Raw genomic sequence first — 22,282 nt, forward strand, 5'->3', positions numbered from 1 at the left:
CCATGTCTGATACATTTGCTTCTGGCTATATGGCCCTCGATAAAGAAATTACGCTCGATGAGTTACCAATAGAAGGCACAATTCCCACCTGGCTTTCGGGCTCTCTCCTGCGTAATGGACCAGCCAAATTTGAGGTCGGACCCGACAAGTTCCGTCATTGGTTTGATGGCTTTGCGATGCTTCATCGCTTCTCTTTCCAGCATGGGCGCGTCTCTTATGCTAATAAGTTTCTGCAGAGCACAAATTACAAAGTTTCGCTGCAGGAAGGACGCATTGCCCTTGGTGGGTTTGCCACCGATCCCTGTAAAGCAATCTTTAAGGGTTCTATGACCGAGATGATTCCTAATGCCAACGTGAGTATTAACAAGGTGGCCGATGAGTTTGTCGCCATGACTGAGGTACCTATGGCCGTCAAGTTTGATCCTCACACCCTTGAAACGCTTGGCGTGACTGCCTATGAAGATCAGCTTAGTGGTCATCATGGTTCTGCGCATCCACACTACGATTTTGCCAGCCGTGCAAGCATCAGCTATATTACAGAGTTTGCGCGCGAGAGCCAGTTCAAGGTCTTCTCTATCGAAGATGGCACATATGGCCGCAAACTGATTGGCGCATATCTAGTGCAGGAGCCTGCATACATCCATAGCTTTGGTTTGTCTGAACACTACATCATTATTGCGGAATTTCCTTATCGCGTAAATCCGCTGAAATTGCTGGCTCGTGATAAACCTTTCATCGAAAATTATGAATGGCGACCCCAGGAAGGGGCGTACTTTGTGGTGATGAATCGGCAGGATGGCAGTGTGCTTGGGAGATTTAAGACCGAGGCCTTTTTTACTTTTCACCACATCAATGCCTTTGAACAAGATGGAGCCCTGTTCGTCGATCTTTCGGCCTATCCATCTCCCGCTGTTGTGAATGATATCTACCTTGAACAACTGCGGGGCAATCCACAACAGGTCGATTCAGCTTCCCGTAGTATGTTGCGACGCTATCGTATTCCCCTTGATGCTTCGGCACCTGTGACTTATGAAGTGCTTTCAGAGTACGGCATCGAGCTGCCAACCATTAACTATAAGCGCTGTAACACGCATGAATATGGGGTTGCCTATGGAGTTGGTAGCAGTAAAGAGCATCCTGAGGCTGTATCAAATCTTCTGCTGCGCGTCGATGTGCGTCGGCGCCTGACAAAGATCTGGTCACAGGAGGATTGTTATCCCGGCGAGCCCGTCCTGGTTGAGGTGCCAGGTGCGCAGGAAGAAGATGATGGGGTGATTCTCTCAGTCGTATTGAATGCGCGTAAGGGCAACTCGTTCTTGCTTATCCTTGATGCCCATACCTTTGACGAGATCGGGCGCGCAGAGGTTCCGCATCACATTCCCTTTGGTTTCCACGGCCAATTCTTCCGTAACGTACAGTAGCTATATACGTTTGCTGCCGAAAAAATTTTGATCTGCCAACAGGGCTCTTAAGCGCCTGAAAGAGCCCTGATATGTGATATAGTAAGATATAGCGTGCTTGAAATTTGTCAGCTCTCCAACATCTGAAAAGGTATTCTGTGGCGATTGAGCGAGATTAGTGTGAGCGCTTCGACGCAAGGAGCAGTTGATGAGCCAGACAGACGAGTTCCAGCCTCTTACCCCTCAACAGCTAACCCAGGCGAGTGCGATGATCGGCAAGGCTTTTTGGGCGGACCCTCTCTCTATTTATATTTATCCGCATGAAGCCGAACGAGCCCGCCGATTAGTGCTCATGTACAGCATCCCACTGCGTTACGCTTTACGCTACGGTGAAACGCTTGTGGCCTCTGGGCTTACAGGAGTGAGCTGTTGGATTTCGCCAGAATATACGAATTTGGACAATCTGCGTATGTTGCGGGTTGGTGCCCTGCGCGCTGCTTGTGGAATGGGACTCGTGGGATTATGGCGTATAAACGCTGCCGATAGCTATACAAGGAATATTCATCGGCGTTGTATCAGCGAGCCTCACTGGTATCTATGGTTGCTGGGTGTTGAGCCTGCATTACAGGGCCAGGGTCTTGGAAGCAGACTGCTGAGGGCTGGTCTGGAACGGGTTGATGCTGCTTCCTTGCCCTGTTACCTGGATACAACGAATCCTGCTAATGTAGCGTTCTATCAGAAGTTTGGCTTCAGACTGGTCCACCAGGCAACTATTCCTGATAGCAATGTTGGCGTGTGGAGCATGATTCGTTCTCCTCGGCGCATCCTCTCTCGCATTTACTAGCCATAAAAATGGGCAAGAACTAAATATTATTGAGTCTTTTTTGAGAGGTCTCTTTACTACTTGTACCTCGCCTTGATCTCTTTTGGGAGATAATACCTTGTGTGAAATTGATAACAACATCTCCTTTTTCCAAGTGGAATGGTGGAGGTGATCCATTTCGTGACGTGCTATCGTAGGCACGTATATGAAGGAAATAGAAAATATGAAGGCCATTTCGATCCATGAAAAAGAGGATGAACCTTCTTCGCATCACCGCTTACTGGTTGAAGCGGTTCAAGAAACCCTGTCTTTAGTTGCCACGTTGAAGCAAAAGACCTTTGTAGTGAAGCTAGGAGGGAGCGCGCTTGAATACCAGCGTGCTGTCTTGCAGGATCTCATCTGGCTGCATGACTTAGGTGTTAAGGTCGTTCTGGTTCATGGCGGCGGACCCTCGATTACCGCGTGGTTGCAAAAGCTACATATCCCTACCCGATTCGAGCAAGGGCAGCGTGTAACAGATGCCCAAACCCTGGAAGTTGTGCGTATGGTTTTGTGTGGTCACATTAATCGGGAACTTGTGGCGCTAACCACAGAGATGGGTGGAGATGGGGTTGGTTTGTGCGGTACAGATGGTCATATGATCCAGGCCCATGTTGCTAATGAACGGCTCGGTCTGGTCGGCGAGATTGATACAATTGATGCCAGCCTGGTGCTTCACCTGGTAGCTCTTGGCTATATTCCGATAATCGCGCCATTAGGTCTGGGAGCCAATAATACCTGCCTCAATATCAATGCTGACCTGGTTGCTTCGCGGCTGGCAGGCGCTCTCAAAGCTGACAGGCTCATCTTTTTGAGCGACGTGAATGGAATACATCTGCCTGACGGAACAAATCTAGCAGAACTTGATGCAGCACAAGCTACAGCCTTGATTGCTGAGGGAATTATCTATGGGGGAATGATTCCCAAAATTAAGGCATGCTTGCAGGCTTTAGCCGATGTTCCACGTGTGCATATTGTCAGTGGGGCTGTTTCGCATGCCTTGCTCTCGGAAATAGAAGGTCATTCTCATATGGGAACAACTATTACCCGCTAAGATATGCAACTTCGTGCCTGGAAAGTGCTACCACTCTCTTATAAGCCAGAAAGCGTCTATGGAAGGGATTACCAGGAAGAATAGTTTCCAAATGGCTGTGGGTGAAAATAGCGCAAAAACTTCTGGCGTATTCCTTGAATGAAGGATAGTATATATGTCACAAGAGAATCTGCTAGTTCGTGAAGCACGCCTGGATGATAGTCGAGCAATTGCTGGCATCATTCAGGCAGTAGGTTGGTCCGAGCAGATCAGCAGCGAATCGCTTGTGCAGATGCAAGCCCAGGTTGCCGACCGCATCGAACACTGTCTTCGTGAAGATAATCATACGATACTGGTGGCTGAGCGTATAACAGTGGGAGAAGGGGTACATTCTTGCTCATCTGAGCCTCCGCAAGGAATAGTGGTTGGCTATGTTGCTGTCCACTGGTTCTTTCATTTACAGCGTGGGAGCGATGGTTATGTCTCTGAATTGTTTCTCCATCCCGATGAGACAGGACATGGTATCGGCAGCCGTCTCCTTGATGCCGTATCTGCTTATGCTCACCGCCGTGGCTGTACACAACTAATCCTGGTTAACAGGCGCATTCGCGAATCATATAGGCGCCATTTCTATGCAAAACACGGCTGGGAAGAGCAGCCAGAATCAGCTTTTTTTGCTCTCGTTCTGCCCGAGCAGAATGAAAAACACCAGCACGCCTGTTCTCCAGTATCGTAGTCACTTGCCATAAGAAATGTCTCACATCTTTTGCCCAACTATACGCAAAAGATGTGAGATGCCTTTATCAGAAACGAAGCCATAATACTGCTATGTTTCATGATTTGTAGTATGGCGGAAACAGCTATAGCTTGCTCTCTTCTGAGATAGGCGCCATTTCTCATGACTGTTGTGTAGATAGCTACATTCCACAGTACTAAACGTAATGCTACAATTTTACCTGCTTAGAGCCTGCGGCGAAGCGTGGATCTTCGAGGCGGAAGCCGTCAGGATTGGTACCTTTTTGTATGGCAAGATAATAAGTAAAGAGCTGTAGGGGTAAAAGGCAGGTGAGAGCAGTTAGCGGCTCGTATGTTGATGGAACAGAGACTACGGCCGCAGCTCCCTGGTAGGGCTGGTTATTTTTAGTATTGGAACCATCGTCAAGCAGGAGATAGGGTATGCCAACAGCCCGAACCTGAGCAGAGAACTGGGCAACGCGTTCCTGGGCCGCGCCTTTGGGCGCGATGAGAATAAACAAGTCTTCGGGCTCTACACATTGGAATGGACCATGAAGCATAGCCTCCACTGACATTCCCTCAGCCTGCAAATAGGAAGATTCCTTGATCTTCAGAGCGATCTCTTGCGCTGTAACGGCGGAAGGTCCACCACCCACCAGCCAGATGCGCCGGGCCTGGAAATATTGGCTTGCCAATGTTTGCACCTGCTCTTCACTTTCCAGACATGTCTTGAGAAGCTCGGGTAAATTTTCTAGTGAAAAGGCAATAGTCCCAGTTCTGTGCTTTGTCAACGTATTGGCGAGCACAGCCAGCGTGACGATTGCCGCGCAATAGCTAATAGTATGGGCTGAGGCTTTATCTTGCTCTACTGTCTTGAGCGTATAGCTGGCGTAGCGAGCGCTGACAGGTTCTCCCTGACCGGTGATGAGTAGCGTAGTACAGCCGGCTTCGTGGGCTCTTTTAAGGGCTTCAATGCCGTAGACTTTGCTGCCGCGATGGCTTACGAGGATGACAACATCCTCGGGACTCAATGTCGGACCATAGAGGGCAAAATCAAAGGCATGCATAGCCTGAGTTGTGATGCCAGCCTCGCGAAAGAGCAGATGGCCGATCTGTGCGGCATGAAACGAGGTGCCTATACCAATCAGAAAGATGCGCCGAGCCGCGTTGAGCTTTTCTACGCTCGTGCTAGCAATCTGCTCAGCATCTCTGGCCACATTGGCGCTGGCCTCGGGCTGAGCCATAATAGCTTCATACATATGATAGGGGTGATGCGTGCGTGGTTCTGCAACCATAACAAATGTCTGCCTTTCTTGAATTGTAAGCCTGGAGGAGGTTGCTTCTATCCTACACCATGAGTGGCATTAACAAAAGAGCCACTGTGGTAGAAAAGTAGAAGGCCACAAGCAAATTTTTGCTTTGCACTGAGGAGAAAAGCAGGCTATACTAAAAATGGTTTCCCGGAAACCATTTGAAAGGACATTTCAAGAATAAAGGTGCCCTTACCAGTTAAAGTAAGGAAGAAATACCATGAAACATATCTCCCGTCATCCAGGTATACAGCTGCTCGAAGAAGCGTTTCAGGAATTTTTGGCCACAGGAAAATTTACAGTCGAGCGCTACTTTTCGCCTGAATACGAGCAGTGGTCAGATGGCGCGCGGCTTGATTACGCAGCGTTTGTGCAACACCTGCAGGCTTTAGCAGAACGAAAGAGGCAAGGTTACTCCTTCGACAGCTTTACGATTCACGAAACTGTGGTTGAAGGCGATAGGTTCGTCTCACGGCATAGTTTGAGCGGGAAAGATGCGCAAGGAAACCCCTTTACAGTTTTCGTACTTGCCCTCTTTGAGGTGCGCAACGGACTTCTTGCGCGTTGCTGGGAGCTCTCTCACATGCAAGGTGGCAGTGCCGCTGACCGGGCGTTTGCCTCGATACGAGAATAGGAGAGCTCATATACGCTTTTTCCCTGACCTGAAAATTTAGCGCTGGCTTATTTCTTCTGGACCCTCCGACTTGGTTGTTGAGGTTGCCTGTCTCTTACGACTCCTCAGAAACTTCAGGGGTCTTGTCTCGCTGCGCAAGCGCGGATCGGCAATCTCATCGAGGCCAAGGTTAATGAAAGTCAGGCCAGCCCCCAGCAGCGCAATGCAAACTCCAGGCGGGATGAACCACCACCAGGCGCCTTGAAGTAATGCGGAGCTATTCTGGGCCCAATAGAACATGCTGCCCCAGCTAATACTGCGAATATCGCCAAGGCCCAGAAATTCCAGGCCAGCCGCCGCCAGGATGACAGCAAGCATTGTGCCCACAAAACCGGAGGCTACGACCGCCAGCATGTTGGGAAAAATCTCGGCGAAGATGATTTGCCAGGCGGGCAAGCCGCTGATCTGCGCTGCGGCAACAAAGTCGCGCTGGCGTAAAGTAAGCGCCTGCGAGCGCACTATGCGCGCGTGCCCCGGCCAGCCCGTAATGGCAATAACGGCGACCACCGTCAGTGGTCCTTTATAGGGAATGTAGGCTGCGAGCGCCAGGGCCAACGGTATACCCGGTAAGACCAGAAAAACATTGGTAATCAGCGTTAAGATGTCATCGATCTTGCCGCCAAAATAGGCAGCCGAGAGCCCGAAGACCATATAAATAAACGTCACAAGGATAGCCGTAAGTAAGCCCCAGAAGATAGAGTAACGCGTACCCAGCATCACCTGGGCAAAGACATCCTGTCCTGCCTGCGTCGTGCCTAACCAGTGCAGCGCTGAAGGTGGCTGCAGAATATCGGCTGAAAGCTCATCTGGCTTAAAGCGAGCAAGCAAAGGACCAAAGATCGCCAGCAGGATAAACCCTCCGACGATAATAGAGCCGGTCAGCATTTTGCGATTTAAGTTGATCAGGCGCCAGATGCTGCGCCCCACGATGGCGATCAGGGCCAACATGTTTGCGCTACCGCGTTTAGCGCTGGAGTTTGTTACCTGTAATGTATGGAGCATTTCATCGCCATTGGCTAAAGGAGTCTCGTTAAAGGGAGGTGTGGACATAGTGCAGCTAGTTCCTTTCCTGGCGTACACGTGGATCGAGCACCGTGTAGAGCATATCGGCAAAAAAGTTGGCGGTAATCACTGCCAGCGTAATAATCAAAAAGAGGCCCTGCATGAGTGCATAGTCCTTGCTGCCAATTGATTGGATGAAGGCAAAGCCGATCCCTGGATAGGAGAAGACAGTCTCGGTAAACAGCTGGCCGCCGGTAATAAAACCCAGGGCCAGGGCAAAGCTGGTGACGCTTGGCAAGATAGCGTTGCGGGCAGCGTAGGTCAGCATAACGCGCCAGCTGCTCAGCCCTTTGGCCTGGGCCATCAGCACATAATCTTCCGAGAGCGTCGTGATCATCGTATTGCGCATGGTGAGCATCCAGCCGGCGATTGAGGAGATAATAATGGTGAGTGCGGGTAGGATGGCATGGAACAGGGCGCTCAAAAAGAAATCAAAATTCCAGGCTGGCAGGATGTCTTCGTCGTAGCCGCCGTTGAGCGGGAACCAGTGAAAAGTGAAGGCGAAGACATACAGACAGATGAGCGCAAGCCAGAAGTAAGGAATGCCCGAGATCATCATCATAAGCGGAGAGATCAAGGTATCAACAAGGGTTCCTCGTCGCCAGGCGTTAATGATTCCGATCAGGGTGCCGAGCAAGAAACTTATGATAATAGTGGCGATTCCCAGCGTGAGCGTCCAGGGCATTCTCTGAATGATAATAGTAGCTACCGGGGTTGGAAAGTAGCTTGTCGAGATGCCAAAGTTGCCATGCAGCAAATCGTTGATGTATTGGAAGTATTGTTGCCAGAGCGGCGCATGTGAGACGCCAAACTGAATCTCTAGCGCTCGCAGCATCTCGGGATCGATACTTCTTCCCTGGAAACGGGCCATAAAGGCCTGCGCCGGATCGCCAGGAACGAGACGCGGCAAAAGAAAATTAAGTGTAATCGCCACCCATACCGTGACTGCATAAAAGCCAAGGCGGCGTAATATGAGGCGCAAAGCATAACTCCTTTGTCTGCTAAAACGTTTGGCCTACTTGTGGCAAGTGATCTACATAGCAAAATCCAGGAGCTGGCCCCGGGAAGTAAGCTGACAACTCCTGGCCGGAACAAATGCATGTTAGACTGAATGGCCGCCAAGCGCTCTCTTTTTCCCTGCCAAAGAAGCACTTGTCTTGTCATTACCTTATCGACTGACAAGCCAGCTAATAGAGCAAGCGGGCTCAGCGGCTGAGTCGCGCTTATGAGGGCGTGAGGAGAGAGGATGTGAACCTCTGGCCTCACGCCGCCTCTCGCTATCGTCTGCTCAAAGCACTAGCGCGGCTCCAGGGCAAGAATAACCAGTAAGGGAGGATAGGTAGTCGCGTATGGGTTACTCTTGTCTGGCCAGCCCGTAAAGTGCTGCGTATTATATTCAAACCAGGTTGGTGCATCGAGCAGCGGGATAGTTGGCAACTGCTCAACAAAAATCTTCTCAAGGCCCTGAATGGCCTGCTTTTGTACTTCTGGATCACTAGTTGTGGCATACTGATTAAGCAAGCGATCGGTGGTAGGATCTTGCCAGCGCCCAAAATTGGACTGAGATTGCTGGCCAATCGCTGCACTACGGTGACTATTGAGAACGCGATTGAAGTAGTAGAAAGGTGTAATGCCGCCCTGATCCGAATCAATGGTCATATCGTACTTGCCTAGCTGCTTGTTGTTATACCAATCTGTGGGTGAGAGCGTATTAATGCTGGCGTCGATACCTACAGCTTTGAGATTTTCAGAAGCAATCTGGCTTAGCAAAATGCGATCGCTATAGTTAGTGGGCACATCGATCTTAAAGGCCAGGCGATTCCCTTGTGCATCGGCAAAGATGCCATCCTTACCTTTCTTATAGCCTGCACTCTCCAGGGTTTGAATGGCTTTTTGCGGGTCCTGCTTAAAGGTCAGGTTGGCGTATTCGGGGAGAAGATAATCCTTGGCGTTTGGCAGGAGCAGGGCGGTTGGACTCGCCACCTGTTCATAGCCGTTTTCCGCCACGGTAGACATTTTGGCCCGGTCAAGAGCGTCGCTTATCGCCTGGCGTACCGCTAGCTGATTAAAGGGGCTCTTGAGATTGTTAACATAGAACATCACAGTATCGTTAGGGGCGAACCAGTAGCGATGGTGCTCAGGGTCGCGCTGGACGAAGTTCTTGTCAAGGTTAGGCGCAAAAATATTTCCCCAATCTACCTTGTCGTTGATCAAGTTCAGCAGATAGGTATCGTTGCTCTTGTAAACTGGATACTTGACCCGGGCAAATTTGGGCTTGGCCTGCCAGTAATGGGGATTCTGGTTTAACGTGACAACCTGTGGATCGAAGGACTCAACCATAAAAGGACCGGTGCCTATGGCCTTGCTATCAATGTATTTGGACGGATCTCCCACGCTTGACCAGATGTGCTCAGGGAGCATCTCAAGGCGGCCCAGATACCAGATCATGGGTGTGAATACTGTTTTGAAATTGATGACCACTGTATGGGCATCGGGCGCTGTTACGCTGGAGAGATAGCTCCAGATCGTACTCACGTCGATTGCCGGGTACTTATGCATCAGGTTGAGCGTAAAGGCCACATCATTAGCTGAGAACGGCTGACCATCGTTCCAGCTCACCTTATCTCTGATCGTAAAGGTCAGCGTCTTGTTATCGTTGCTGAACTTGTAGCTGGTGGCTAACCAGGGAAGCATCTTGCCAGTTGCGTAGTTGGTGTAGAGCAAGGATTCGTAGATCAGTTCGTGAGGAGGGCCGCCGGAACCGCCGGCGTAAGGATTGAAATTATCGGTATATTGATCACCAAGCTGAGCAACCCAGAGCGTATCGGCTTTCTTACTTGAAGTGGAGGAACCGCCGCCGCAAGCAGCAAGGAGAAGCACACAGAGGGCTAGAAGGCTCATGAGGAGCGTGCCCGGCTTGCGCGGAGAGCGAGCCGGTGATGAGAATGATAGGGCAGACACAGGGAACCTCCTTAGAATTGCTATAGGTACGTGTCGATTGTATATAGAATGAGCCTGCGCTCATATAGCTTTTTGCTTAGCAACAATCTTCCCCAAGAAGGATCAAATCTTTCCCCACCTCTTCCCCATCTTCATTTTGGCTTAGCCCTAAAAGTCCTTGAGACTAAAGAAGCTTAAGAGAAATATAAATCTCTATATACATGTTATGTATTTGTGATAGCTTACTTGGTTTAAGTGAAACTGTCAAGACGTCTATTGTGTTCCAGTAAGTAATGATCAGCTTTGGATTGTGTGCATCCATAAATAAAAGAAAGTGAGCATATTGGATGGACAGGTTACGCATAGCACTTTTACAAATAGCGGCTTGTGGTAATGACCAGGCAGCTAACCTGGAAAAAGGTGTCTATTTTTGTAAGGAGGCCGCCAGGCTGGGCGCCGAAATCATCGTATTTCCTGAGATGTGGAATATAGGCTATCAGGGCTATCTACGTACGCAGCCCGAGGCGCACGAGTTGTGGATGCAACAAGCTATTGGGCCTGGAAGTAGCTTTGTCCAGGCTTTCTGTGCGCTGGCCCGCCAACTCAAGGTTAATGTTGCTCTTACCTATCTTGAAAAATGGCAGGATATGCCGCGCAATTCTGTATCTCTAATTACCAAAGAGGGGAAGATCGCTTTAACCTATGCCAAAGTCCATACCTGCGACTTTAACGTCCATATGGGCCAGTATATGGTGCCGGAAGCCTCCTGTGCCCCCGGGGATGATTTTTTCGTTTGTGAGCTAGACACGCAAGTTGGCGCTGTGCAGATAGGCTTGATGATCTGCTATGATCGTGAATTTCCTGAGAGCTCGCGTATCTTGATGCTAAAAGGGGCTGAAATTGTACTTACGCCTAACGCATGCTGGCTGGATGATCTACGTCTACACCAATTTCAGGCAAGGGCTTTTGAGAATATGACCGGCATGGCGATGGCTAACTATCCTGCTCCTGGCCATTATAATGGGCGCTCCGTAGCATTTGATGTAGATGGTTCCTGTCTCGTGGAGGCAGGAGAAAATGAAGGGATTGTTATAGCTGAGTTCGATCTAGGCAGGCTGCGCAGCTGGCGCGCTGAACATATCTGGGGCAACGCCTTCAGAAGACCTCATCGCTATCAGGAATTGCTCTCTCCAGAAGTAAGGCAACCTTTCAGTCGTCTCAATGGTCTGGGGCAATTATTTGAGCGGCAAAACCGCTAGCAGAGAAGGCAAATGAATCTTGCCAGGGGCTATTTTCCTGCCCTGCAAGTGCATTTTTGGCTTATCTGGCTCGCTGAGAGCTTTAGGCCGATTAAAAATCCATTCAGGTTTTCTCCGCCGGGAAGGCCTGAATGGTCCTTGACATCTCACTCTGAAGATTGTAATGTATGTATACATAATAATACTTATGCAGACTGAGATGTATGGGAATAAGCTTATCTGGCATACATTCTTGTCTGTTTGATATACAAGTTATTGGCAAAGTCAATCTGCATATGGGACCGCATCCATACGCAGATGCTAGGTATGTAACCAGGGATGGATGTATGACAGAGAAGGTCAGCTGGGAAGAGGATCGTCCTCTTTATGAACAAGTGCGCCAGTGGCTGCTTGCCCAGGTGACTTCTGGACGCTGGAGCGTTCATCAGATGCTGCCTCCCGAGGTTATTCTGGCTGCGGAGCTTGGCATTAGCCGGGTGACGTTACGCCGGGCCATGAAGGACCTGGTGCAGAGTGGCGTCTTCACACGTATCAGCGGGCGCGGAACCTTTGTCGCCAGGCAGTTTGCTCCAGCATTAGAGCAAAACCGAGCTGCTAGGCCCGAGCTGGCCAGCGAGACTTCTCTTGTGGGTGTGCTGGTCTCTAGTACGAATAGCCTGTTTATTTCTACCATACTTTCGCATCTAGAGCATGCTTTTTATGAGCGAGGTTATCGCATGCTGCTGGCGAGCTCTCATGGCAGCCTTAGTCAGCAGAGCCAGCGCTTGTTACAACTTGCCGATTCTGGAGTTGCGGGTATTATACTCTATTCGGGCTCGTTTTTGCACGACGAAACTATCAATACGCTCAAGCGGCGTGCCGTGCCTCTGGTGCTGATCGATCGCTACTATCCAGCAATAGAGACGCATGTAGTTTCCTCGGATCATCTGCACGGCGCCTACATTATGACAGAGCATCTCTTGCATTTAGGATATCGGCGTATCGGTTTTCTTTTGAACAGACCTGAGATTGTTACAAGCACGCTAGCCCGTTTCGAAGGATATAAGGCCGCTCTGAAAGACTATGGAATAGCTTTTGAGGAAGAGCTTGTGATGAGAGCGCAGATTCGTGAGGAGCCTGTACGCAAATATTTGCAGCAGGCAGAAAAGCCGGCAGCAGTTTTTGCTTGCAACGACGACCAGGCGATTGAGTTCTTACATGTCTTGCATACGATCGGGCTCAAAGTTCCTGATGATATAGCTCTTGTAGGTTTTGATGATATTCCCCTGGTCTCGCGACTCGATCCCCCATTGACAACTGTGGCCCAGAATATTCACCAGATTGGGGAGGCAGCCGCACAACTTCTGATAGATACAATTCAAGAGAAAGTCACAGCACCCAAAACTATTCTACTTCCTACCGATCTCATTATCCGTCAATCATGCGGATCAAAGATACAGCATAAATAAAAATCAACTAAGCGCTGCTTTGCATGCTTTTTGTATTTCCGTTTTCCTTAAATGAAGGAGGATCAACAACTTTGACGCGCTTGACTGTTCCTGAAGCATTGCAGCTACACATGATTGGCAATGCACATATAGATCCAGTGTGGTTGTGGCGCTGGCCGGAGGGATGCGCTGAAGCTATCAGTACCTGCTGGTCGGCCATTGATCGCCTGGAGGAGGAGCCGGGATTTATATTTACGCGCGGTGAGGCGGTGATCTATCGCTGGATCGAGGAGCTAGAGCCGGCACTTTTTGCGCGCATTCAGGAGTATGTTGCTAAGAAACGCTGGATCATTGTCAACGGTTGGTGGTTGCAAGCTGATTGCAACCTTCCTGCCGGCGAGGCCTTTATCCGTCAGGCTCTGTATGGCAAGAGGTATTTTCGTGAGAAGTTCGGCATAGATGTGACTGTGGGCTATAATGTAGACTCTTTCGGCCATGCCGGAACCTTACCTATGTTGCTCCGACATACCGGATTTGATAGTTACGTCTTTCTGCGTCCTGAGCCGCATGAAAAAACGCTGCCATCCTCGCTCTTTGCCTGGACCTCCCCTGACGGCTCGCAGGTGACTGCTTTCCGCGTGCCCTTTGGCTATAACGTATCCGAGTCAATTAGCGAGCGTATCAAGGATATTTCCGCAATGGCCCAGAAAGCCGGCTATCCATTTATGTGCTTCTATGGTGTGGGCAATCATGGAGGCGGACCCACGCGCGCCACGCTTGCCGTGATCCGGGACAAGCAGGAGGAAGGCCACGCGCTAGGTTTTAGCGATCCCCGGCGTTATTTTGCGGCTGTTACAGAGGTGCCGCGCCCACGCGTGGACGGTGAAATTCAATACCACGCGATCGGCTGTTATGCAGCCGTTTCGGCCTTGAAAGCTCTCAATAGACGGGCCGAGGCCGGGCTTGTGCAGGCAGAAGCCGGGAGCGTGCTTGCCTCTCTGGCTGCCGAGGCGCCCTATCCATACGAGAAAGTGAGCGAGCTTTGGAAGAAGCTACTCTTCAACCAGTTTCACGATACGCTGGGAGGCACCTGCATTGAGAGCGCGACGCGCGATGCCATAGAGGCTCTGGGTGGCATCATTCAGGATGCTGAAGAGATTCGTAATACAGCCCTGCGCAAGCTTGCGGCGACGATTACTCCTGGCGCTGATCCGACTGCTGCCAACTTTCTTGTCTTTAATCTAACTGGCACAGAGCAAGAACTGCCTGTTGAGTACGAGCCCTGGCTGCGCGATAGAGTTGAGCAATGTCGTTTGTGCGATGAAAGCGGGAGCGAGTTTCCCTATCAGACGCTTCCTGCCGAAAGTCAGGCCGCCGCTTCGCGCATTCGCCGTATCCTTTTTACCGCGCGCGTGCCGTCCTTTGGCTATCGGGCCTATAGTTTTGCCTCAGGCCAACCGGCTGCCGTAAGCTCTACGCTTAAGACAAGTGCGCATACGCTTGAGAGCAGCAGATGGCGGCTTGAGATCGACCCGCAAACAGGCAGTATTGCTAGCCTGCGCGATAAGTTGGAGGGGCGCGAAATCTTCGCCGGTAGGGCGCATTGTCCGCTTGTAGTTGCCGATCCTTCGGATACCTGGAGCCATGGCCTTGATCGTTTCGGTTACGAGGGCGAGTCGTTTGTCTGCGAGCAAGTCGCGTTGGAAGAAAAGGGACCTGTGCGGGCAAGCATGCGAGTGCGCGCTAGAGCCTCAGCAGCCATAATTACCAGTACCTACTATGTCTATGATGATCCTGCCCTTCCTCTGGAGATTCGTGTGCATCTCGATTGGCGTGGCAAGAATCAGCTTTTGCGTCTCTGCTATCCCTTATCCCTGCCCGCAGCAAACTTTCGCTATGAAGTACCGTATGGCTCGCTGGAACGTCCCGCTAACGGGCAGGAGTATCCGGGGCAGCGCTGGGTTCTGGCTAGCGGAAGCGATGGCTATGGCTTTGCTCTGGCTAATGATGCGAAGTATTCATATGCGGCCCTGGAGAATACGCTCTATATTACCGCCTTGCGCTCACCTGTTTTTGCGCATCATAATCCCTATGCTTTGCAGCCAGGAAACGAGTATGCGTATACCGATCAGGGTATACAGGAGTTTACTCTACGTTTGCAGGCCGGTAGAGAGGTAGATGCGCTGCGCAGCTATCGCCTGGCCGATGGTTTAACCCAGGCGCCAACTGTCATCCCGCATGTGGCACGTGGAGGCAAGGGACCTCAGCGCGCAAGCCTGCTAGCCGCTCAAGCAAATTCTAGCTTGATCACCTGTTTGAAGGCTGCCGAAGATCGCCAGGGTCTGATCTTACGTTTGCTTGAAGTTGGTGGCTTGACTGATACGCTCACGCTCAAGCCCGCATTTCAGCAGTTTACGCTTGCTCCTTATAGTATAGCTACCCTGCGTACCGCTAAAGATGGTGCGTGGCGCGAGAGTGATGGCCTGGAAACTGAGCGCTGAGGGGAAAATTAGCATAGCCAATGAGTAGTCTTGTTGAGAGAGCTCGTCAGTGCGGGAAGCTTAACTGATGGAAGCTCTCTCTGCTTCCGTCTGCAAGAAGCTGGTGCCCCCTTTTTTGCGAAATTGAGCGGGGGTCAGGCCGGTCTTTTGCCGGAAGAGAGTCGTGAAATGGCGCACATTGGGGTAGCCTGTAGCTTGCGCAACTTCTTTAATCGGCAGATGACGATCTAGCAGAAGCTGTCCGGCAGTTTCCAGGCGCAGATGGGTGAGGTACTCCATGATGGAAAGGCCCATGACTTTCTGAAAGAGGCGGCTGGTATGGCGCTCGCTTAGGTGTACCTGGGCTGCCAGATCACGAATCGCGATGGCACGATGGGCATTGTCGCGTAGATATTGTACGATGATATGCACGATAGCCTGTTCTGGATTGCGCGCGGCAAATTCTTCCTGTTCTGGCAGTGATGGCAGGTCTACTACCGCACGCGCCGTATCCAGTAGCAGCTTGATGAGCAGGCCATCGATGGCCTGTAAATAGCCAGCTTCTTTCCTGGCGATTTCTTCGGTGAGCAGTTCGAGGGTTCTCTGTATATTTGAAGGTTGCTTGCTTACCGGTTGGGAAGCCATGAGAAACGTGCTAAGCAGGCTATCGGTCCCGTGAACCTGTGCAGGGCAGCTGGCGCGCTGAGTGAGTGTGTAGGCCCAGAAATAGATCCCGAGAGGCTCTTCTTCCGACGAGATGATTTCATGTACTTCTCCTGGTCTGGCTACAAAGATCTGGCCTTGTCTTACAGTATATTCCTGCTCGTTAATACGGAACAGCCCCCTGCCGGCAAAGGCGTAACAGACCTCAAAAAATGAGTGGGTATGCAGGTAATTGCGCCACCAGCCTGCCTCAAAAAATCCCCAGCTCAGGATCTCGCTCTGAAAGCTACCTATGTGGAGCGAGAGCGCCAGGTGATTGAGATCGGTAAAACGTTGTTGCGGGACCAGGGGCTGTTCATTCATCGAAATACTTCCTTAATAGAGTGTACTACGCGTGATTCAGCGGATCGATGCCGTACAGGATCATGCCCTGGCCACGCGACTTGTGAGTATCAAGGGTAGGTGGATCGGCAGGATCGCGCATCTGGACCAGGAGCGTCGTGCGGGCCTCTTCACTCACGTTCAAGCCCGAGCCATGGATGGTGAGGTAGCTGAAGAAGAGCACATCGCCGGCCTGGGCCGGGCATGGCACTGCATCCTCTATATGATATTGTTCGCTCGGCAGGTGCCAGCTGCCATCAGGAATGTGTTCCAGCGGTCCAAGCTTGTGGCTGCCTGGTACGACGCGCACGCAACCCTTTTCCACTGGCGCATTATCGAAATGGATGATAGCCGCGATCATGCTATGATTTTTATGCGGAAAGAAGGGGTGGTCCTGATGCATAGGAAATGGCGAACCTTTTTCAGGCGGCTTGATAAACATCTTGGTATGGTGTAGCTGCACATTGGGACCAATGATGTCGGCGGCAACTCCCGTCAGGCGCTCATCGACAAGAAGGCGGCTGAAAGCTGCTGCATAGAATTGTACATCGTGACAATGTAAGAGCCTGGTTTCCTTAGCGGCTGCCACTGTGGTACGGGCGCTTTTCCAGGTTGCGTCAATATCCTGGTGAGCGGAGAGGCGTTGGATCAGATCATGACATTCCTGACGATAGGTCGCCATCTCTTCTTTTGTGAAAAGTTGCTTGACGAGAAGATACCCATTTTCCTGATAGAAGTTCATCTGTTCCGGTGAGAGCATTGCGATCCTCCTTTGGCAAGCTCGCAGCAGTAGGATATGCTCCCCTTGCTGCTTCATCCTAACATATACAGAGTCTACAGTTGAGCGCAGCTTTCCACAATGAAGAGAAGAGACAGAATTGTTCGTAAAACGGACATGAAAAAGGGGCTGGCTACAAAGCTCCAATCAGGCTAGCTCCCTTGATTGATTTTAGGAGGAGGAAGCGCTATACTTAAAGCTATTAAATTAGCTGTCTGAAGCATCTCAATATGGATATTTAGGAAAACCCCAATGCAGCTTCATAACTCTATTCCTCTTCCCTATACTATCATTGCACGGACACAGGAGTTGGCGCTATTCCGGGATTGCCTGAAAGAAGCAACACTCGGCGCGGGTAGCTTACTGTTATTATCAGGTGAGTTGGGTGTTGGCAAAACCGTGCTGGCTAGATTGATGTTACAGGAGGCGCGCAGGGAGCAAGTTCCAAATCTGCTTGGGCGCAGCTCAGAGCTGCTGGCTAACGTGCCTTATGGCCTCTGGCGCTCAGCGTTTGCAGGCTCAGGCAGCCCTACCTCTCAGCTATCTTTTCTGCTCTCGCTGCAGGAGTCAGACACTGCAACCACACTCTTCACGCATCTACAGCAACTAGAGGCCTGGCTACGTGAGGTGACAACAAACGGGCCGCTAGTGATCTTGTTAGAAGATATTCATGAAGCAGATGTAGCAAGTCTGGATCTGCTGCATTTGTTAGCTCAATCAATTGCCAGCCTTCCCGTCGTACTGTTGCTCACTTATCGCACAGAAGCTATCACCCGGCTGCCGCAGGTAGCCCGCCTCCTTGCGCTCCTCGCACGTGAGGCGCGGGCCAAACGTGTGCCGGTACAGCCCTTTGTACGGGATGAGGTTGCTAGCTGGCTGCGAGCGCGTTACGATCTACCATCCTCTGAGCTGCGCATCTTGCTTAACTATCTACAAGAGTATGCAGCTGGCAACGCGCTCTTTCTCGAAGAACTGTTGCACATGATGGAAAAGCGTGGGCAACTCCAACAGGAGGAGGGACGTTGGAAGTTGCGCGGCTTGCCGGAAGCAAAGGTACCGCCGTTGCTACAGCAGCTCATTGCTGAACGGGTATCTCGCTTCTCTCCTCAAGAACAGCACCTGCTCCAATTAGCTGCTGTAATTGGGCAGATGGTTCCCCTGGAGCTATGGCAGGAAGTTGGTGAAGTCTCTATGGAGACATTATGGCAGGTATCTGAACAAGGCCAGGCCCGTTATCTTCTTGATCTTTTGCCCGAGGGCCGGGCTGTGCAGTTTCACCATCCTTTGATGTGGCAAGTTGTACTCGATACCCTCTCGCCTCCGCGGCGGAGGAACTGGCATCAAAGAATTGCCGAGTACCTGCTTGCGCAATCGCCTCCTCCAGAAGAAGCTATTGCTGCCCATTTGCATGAGGCCCGCGACCCGCGCGCCGTTCCCTGGCTGCGAAAGGTCGCTGAGCATGCCATCAAGCTTGGGGCTGCACTTACCGCCGCCGATCTCTATGAGCAGCTATTACATGAGGCTTATGCCTCACAGCTAGGCACACGCGAGCGGGCCAGGCTCCTGATCTCTATTTGCTGGATGCGCCGTTGGGCTTATCCTGAGTCTTGCCTGAAGCTTGTCAATGAGGGGCTAAAGCTGGCTAGAGAGAGCGAAGCCAAGGAACTGGTTATGCATGCGTTGGCCTGCCGTGCGCTGTTGCACTATATCCTAAATGAAGGGTCGGCCTCTATGGCGGATGCGCGAGCAGTCTTCGCATGCTGGCAGGCCTTAAGCCCGGAAGAGCAGGCCGATAACGCCGCTGTCTTGTCCATTCCTCCGGCCCGCTGCGCTGCCTTTGATCTTTTGGGGCTGGTTATGTATCTGTTTGCCCACTATGGATACTATCAGGAGGTAATAAGCCTGGTTGAGCCTCTAGTGCGTGATCTTCCCGCCGTCGAATATTGCGATATTCCGGAATCACTGCGAAGTCTGGGTTTTGCAATGCTATTTGCTGCTCAGGCGCTAACGTACAGCGCTCTTGGCCGCGTTGAGGAGGCCACCTATGCCTATAGCCAATCTAGCAGGATCTATAAAGCACTTGGCTTTTCTATCAATGAAGGACAGAATGCACAACATGAGCTTGTCTGGCTCACACTCCCCTATCTAGCGGACCGCGTGGAGCGGCGGGTAGAACTGGCTGCTCTGGCGCGCCGGCGCCTACACCAACCTAACGGCTTCTTTGCTGGAGAGCATGGAATTTCTGCGGATCTTGCTCTCTGGTATAGTGAGGGACGCTGGAAGGAAGCCTACCAGTTAGCTGAGTTTTTGCTGAGCTATACCTCTGCGGCAGTCTTTGGCAAAGGCATTGTGACTGGCATATTTGGTCTGCTTACTTTTCTACAGGGGGACTATCAGCGTACATGGTCGCTCGTTCATATGGTCCTACCACAAGGTCACGCCAGTAAGCCGGGCCAACATCACTTTTTTGAGGTCCAGGCTATGCAGCGACTGACAATTCAGCTCTTGAATAGAGAGAATCAGCCGGAGCGGGCTCGTCTCTGGCTGGAGGCTTATGATCGCTGGCTGGGCTGGGCAGGTTCTGTCGCAGGACGAGCTGAAGGTCAGCTACTCTGGGCGAATTATTATCAGTTACACCAAGAGCGAGACAGAGCTTATGACTGCGCTCAGAAGTCCTTGCAGCTGGCCAGTGAAGTGCGTCAGCCCCTCAACCAGCTGGCGGCTCAGCGCTTCCTGGCTATGCTTTTGCGGGAGGAGCAGAACTTGTCTCCTGCTCATCAACACCTGGAGCAAGCCTGGGGGCTGGCTCAGGCTTGTGCAATGCCCTATGAACGGGCCCTGACACTCATTGAACGTGCCGAATTGGAACTGGCTGAGCTGCAGATAGAGCAAGCCAAGACTGACTTGCAGGAGGCAGAAGTTATCTGTAGTGAGCTAGGGGCACTTCCAGCCCTTGCCCGCTGCCAGGATCTGGCCGCACGTCTCACCAAGAAGCAGGCATCTTCCCCCCGGCGGCCCGCTCAGCCGTCACTGACAGTGCGAGAAATGGAGGTTGTTCGCCTGGTGGCCGAGGGCTGGTCAAATCAGCAGATCGCTCGCCAATTATATCTAAGTCCAGGCACCGTTAAGCGCCACCTCTATAATATCTCACAGAAGTTGGAAGCGCGTAGCCGAACGCAAGTAGTGACCATCTCCCGTCAATATGGTCTGCTTACCTGAGCGCGTTTCTCCAGACTGCAAAGGCTGTCCTGGCAAAACTGAGAACTCCCTTCAGGCCAAAGCGTGCCGCATGCTGACGAATGTTGCCATGAGCTTATTTTCTCGTGTGCTACATCCTGGAGGGAAATCTAGCAAACTTCTGATTCTTCCCCTCTCTTTCCATCTGCCGTGGCTAAGCGTCGAGTTGGCTTTGCCGTTTCAATCGTACCTGGCGCTATTGCTAAATCAACCAGCCTGTCTAATCAGCGTACGTCGAATGGCCCATAGACAAGCCCCTGGTTGAGATCTTATGCTGCTTGTTGGGCAAGCGAGAACCCATTCTTCTGTCTCGCCGCAAACTATTCCACTTATGTGAAAGAGAGGAAGCTAGATTATGTATTTTATTAAGCGAGCGCAGCGACATGTCCTTTGCATAGCATTTTTGTTTGTGCTCAGCTTAACATTTGCTGCATGTGGAGAGCCGGTCGGTATTGACGCTTCTGTATCTCCAGCCCTCAACAGTGCCATTGCGCAGACGAGCCCATCCCAGGGAAGCGGCCAGCCCTCAGCATCTTTACGATTGGCCAAGCCTGGCCCACCCCTTACAAGGCTCCAACCTCTAATGGGAACCTGGCAGACAGAGCTGACGATAAGGCAAACCCCAACCTCAACCCCCGTCGTTTCCAACGATATCACAACTCGCTGGCAATGGGTTGTCGATGGCTGCTATGTACAAGAAGAAATGACCGGGAAGCTAGCAGGAGCTCCGTATTATCGACTCGGCTATCTCACGTATAATAACCTTGATGAACGCTACGAATTCGTGACCATGGATCATTTCGATACAGGGTTTATGCGTTATCAGAGCGTCGCGCTTGATTCAGGTAATATGATAACGCTCTATGGGCACTTTACAGAAGGTGGGTCAGGTCCCAAGCTGGAGGGGCAGGTGATCAAGATTCGTTACGTCTTTAGCTGGCAGGATGAGAATCACATGAGTGAATCGATGTACTTTACGCGGCCTGCAGACAAAGAGTATCTTGCGATCCGCTATGTCTTTACGCGTCAGAAATAGAACAAAGCTTAGCTTAGTGGGTATCTCAAAGGAGAAGAGCAGTATGAGCCAGGAACGATATATGCAAGCTATCGTAATTAACGCATTTGGTGGTCCAGAGCAGTTAGTTTTGCAGGAAGTGCCGCGGCCTGAGCCTGGCCCTGATGAAGTTTTGATTCGGGTCGAGGCCGCAGGGATAGGTCCCTGGGATATTAAAGTCCGCGAAAGCCTGGTAGGGGAGCGCCAATTCCCCTTTATCCTGGGCTGGGAATCGGCAGGTATTATCGAACAAGTGGGAGCCGATGTGCGAGATTTCGCCGTGGGGGATGCTGTCTACTGTTATGTCCGTGAGGTTGGCCATTACGCAGAGTATATTGCGGTTCCCGCAAAACTTGTGGCGCGTAGGCCACGGACTCTTGATGCCGCCCATGCTGCGGCCATTCCAGTTAGCGGAATAACAGCTCATCAAGCTATCACCGAAGATTTGAAGCTGCAGGCGGGTGAAACTGTGCTCATTACGGCCGCAGCTGGAGGGACAGGCACTTTTGCCGTACAGATAGCTGCTAGTTTAGGGGCTCATGTGATTGCCAGTGCCAGCGCGCGCAATCACGCGTACTTACGTGAACTTGGCGCGCATGAGGTGATTGACTATGCTTTAAGCGATGTTGTAGAAGCTGTGCATACGGCCCATCCACTTGGTGTGGATGCTGTCCTTGATTGCCGTGGAGGCGAGGGCGTAATCAGTAATCTGAGCGCGCTACGTGCTGGGGGGCGAATGGCTTTTATCACTGAAGCGCCAGAGTTTTTACCTTCGCGAGGCATTTCAGCACATATGGTCATCGGGCGTCCCGATGCACAGAGGCTGGCAGTGCTTGCTCACATGGTTGATGAAAAACAGCTTGCGGTCCACCTTGAGCGTGCATTTCCTCTAGCCCAGGCCCGCGAGGCCCATGAATTGGTGGAAACGGGCCATGTACGCGGCAAGGTAGTTTTGACGTTGGCCTAGTTGCTTATTCTTGCTGGTGCC

General features: G+C 51.4%; 17 protein-coding genes. 11 read left to right on the top strand and 6 right to left on the bottom strand.

Annotated features, from left to right (window positions below; all coding sequences use genetic code 11):
• Window positions 1-2 precede the first annotated feature (2 nt).
• The 4 genes from EPA93_RS13485 (at window position 3) to EPA93_RS13500 (ending at window position 4,031) form a co-directional block, all read left to right on the top strand.
• Window positions 3-1,421: a carotenoid oxygenase family protein gene (locus tag EPA93_RS13485; RefSeq protein ID WP_129888024.1), complete on the top strand. Its 1,419-nt coding sequence runs from the start codon at window positions 3-5 to the stop codon at window positions 1,419-1,421.
• Window positions 1,422-1,608: 187 nt separating this feature from the next.
• Entirely contained in the window at window positions 1,609-2,244 is a 636-nt protein-coding gene (locus tag EPA93_RS13490) for a GNAT family N-acetyltransferase (protein ID WP_129888025.1), read from the top strand.
• A gap of 202 nt (window positions 2,245-2,446) precedes the next feature.
• Window positions 2,447-3,316, top strand: a complete 870-nt coding sequence (gene argB / locus EPA93_RS13495) for an acetylglutamate kinase (RefSeq protein WP_129888026.1) — start codon at window positions 2,447-2,449, stop codon at window positions 3,314-3,316.
• A 154-nt stretch (window positions 3,317-3,470) separates the two neighbouring features.
• Window positions 3,471-4,031: a GNAT family N-acetyltransferase gene (locus tag EPA93_RS13500; RefSeq protein ID WP_129888027.1), complete on the top strand. Its 561-nt coding sequence runs from the start codon at window positions 3,471-3,473 to the stop codon at window positions 4,029-4,031.
• Window positions 4,032-4,239: 208 nt separating this feature from the next.
• Here the strand turns inward: EPA93_RS13500 and EPA93_RS13505 are convergent, their stop codons facing one another.
• Window positions 4,240-5,325 (bottom strand): SIS domain-containing protein, encoded by a 1,086-nt coding sequence (locus EPA93_RS13505; protein WP_129888028.1) that lies wholly within the window; start codon window positions 5,323-5,325, stop codon window positions 4,240-4,242.
• Window positions 5,326-5,560: 235 nt separating this feature from the next.
• On the opposite strand from EPA93_RS13505, the gene EPA93_RS13510 reads away from it, so the two are divergent.
• Complete coding sequence (locus EPA93_RS13510) at window positions 5,561-5,974, top strand: nuclear transport factor 2 family protein (RefSeq protein WP_129888029.1); 414 nt, start codon at window positions 5,561-5,563, stop codon at window positions 5,972-5,974.
• A gap of 36 nt (window positions 5,975-6,010) precedes the next feature.
• Here EPA93_RS13510 and EPA93_RS13515 read toward each other — a convergent pair whose 3' ends face one another.
• The 3 genes from EPA93_RS13515 to EPA93_RS13525 all read right to left on the bottom strand — a co-directional run bounded on the left by EPA93_RS13515 (window position 6,011) and on the right by EPA93_RS13525 (window position 10,036).
• On the bottom strand, window positions 6,011-7,063 hold the full coding sequence (locus EPA93_RS13515; protein ID WP_129888030.1) for an ABC transporter permease: 1,053 nt from the start codon (window positions 7,061-7,063) through the stop codon (window positions 6,011-6,013).
• Between the two features lie 7 nt (window positions 7,064-7,070).
• Complete coding sequence (locus EPA93_RS13520; RefSeq protein ID WP_129888031.1) at window positions 7,071-8,057, bottom strand: ABC transporter permease; 987 nt, start codon at window positions 8,055-8,057, stop codon at window positions 7,071-7,073.
• Window positions 8,058-8,371: 314 nt separating this feature from the next.
• Window positions 8,372-10,036, bottom strand: coding sequence for an ABC transporter substrate-binding protein (locus tag EPA93_RS13525; RefSeq protein WP_129888032.1), 1,665 nt, complete (start codon window positions 10,034-10,036; stop codon window positions 8,372-8,374).
• Between the two features lie 326 nt (window positions 10,037-10,362).
• Here EPA93_RS13525 and EPA93_RS13530 point away from each other — a divergent pair, with 326 nt between their 5' ends.
• The 3 genes from EPA93_RS13530 (at window position 10,363) to EPA93_RS13540 (ending at window position 15,202) form a co-directional block, all read left to right on the top strand.
• Window positions 10,363-11,274, top strand: coding sequence for a carbon-nitrogen hydrolase family protein (locus EPA93_RS13530; RefSeq protein WP_129888033.1), 912 nt, complete (start codon window positions 10,363-10,365; stop codon window positions 11,272-11,274).
• Between the two features lie 326 nt (window positions 11,275-11,600).
• Window positions 11,601-12,722 carry a GntR family transcriptional regulator gene (locus EPA93_RS13535; protein ID WP_165423077.1) on the top strand — a complete coding sequence of 374 codons (1,122 nt, stop codon included), beginning with the start codon at window positions 11,601-11,603 and terminating at the stop codon, window positions 12,720-12,722.
• Window positions 12,723-12,793: 71 nt separating this feature from the next.
• Window positions 12,794-15,202, top strand: a complete 2,409-nt coding sequence (locus EPA93_RS13540; RefSeq protein ID WP_165423078.1) for an alpha-mannosidase — start codon at window positions 12,794-12,796, stop codon at window positions 15,200-15,202.
• Between the two features lie 60 nt (window positions 15,203-15,262).
• Here the strand turns inward: EPA93_RS13540 and EPA93_RS13545 are convergent, their stop codons facing one another.
• Window positions 15,263-16,207 carry an AraC family transcriptional regulator gene (locus tag EPA93_RS13545; protein ID WP_129888036.1) on the bottom strand — a complete coding sequence of 315 codons (945 nt, stop codon included), beginning with the start codon at window positions 16,205-16,207 and terminating at the stop codon, window positions 15,263-15,265.
• 25 nt (window positions 16,208-16,232) lie between these two features.
• Window positions 16,233-16,985 (bottom strand): phytanoyl-CoA dioxygenase family protein, encoded by a 753-nt coding sequence (locus tag EPA93_RS13550; protein WP_129888037.1) that lies wholly within the window; start codon window positions 16,983-16,985, stop codon window positions 16,233-16,235.
• Between the two features lie 270 nt (window positions 16,986-17,255).
• Here EPA93_RS13550 and EPA93_RS13555 point away from each other — a divergent pair, with 270 nt between their 5' ends.
• The 3 genes from EPA93_RS13555 (at window position 17,256) to EPA93_RS13565 (ending at window position 22,261) form a co-directional block, all read left to right on the top strand.
• Window positions 17,256-20,222, top strand: a complete 2,967-nt coding sequence (locus tag EPA93_RS13555; protein WP_129888038.1) for a helix-turn-helix transcriptional regulator — start codon at window positions 17,256-17,258, stop codon at window positions 20,220-20,222.
• 373 nt (window positions 20,223-20,595) lie between these two features.
• A complete protein-coding gene (locus EPA93_RS13560; protein WP_129888039.1) occupies window positions 20,596-21,276 on the top strand; it encodes a DUF1579 family protein in 681 nt (226 codons plus the stop codon).
• A gap of 43 nt (window positions 21,277-21,319) precedes the next feature.
• Window positions 21,320-22,261 (top strand): NADP-dependent oxidoreductase, encoded by a 942-nt coding sequence (locus tag EPA93_RS13565; RefSeq protein WP_242527397.1) that lies wholly within the window; start codon window positions 21,320-21,322, stop codon window positions 22,259-22,261.
• Window positions 22,262-22,282 lie beyond the last annotated feature (21 nt).

The organism is Ktedonosporobacter rubrisoli, assembly GCF_004208415.1.
GTDB classification, from domain to species: Bacteria; Chloroflexota; Ktedonobacteria; order Ktedonobacterales; family Ktedonobacteraceae; genus Ktedonosporobacter; species Ktedonosporobacter rubrisoli.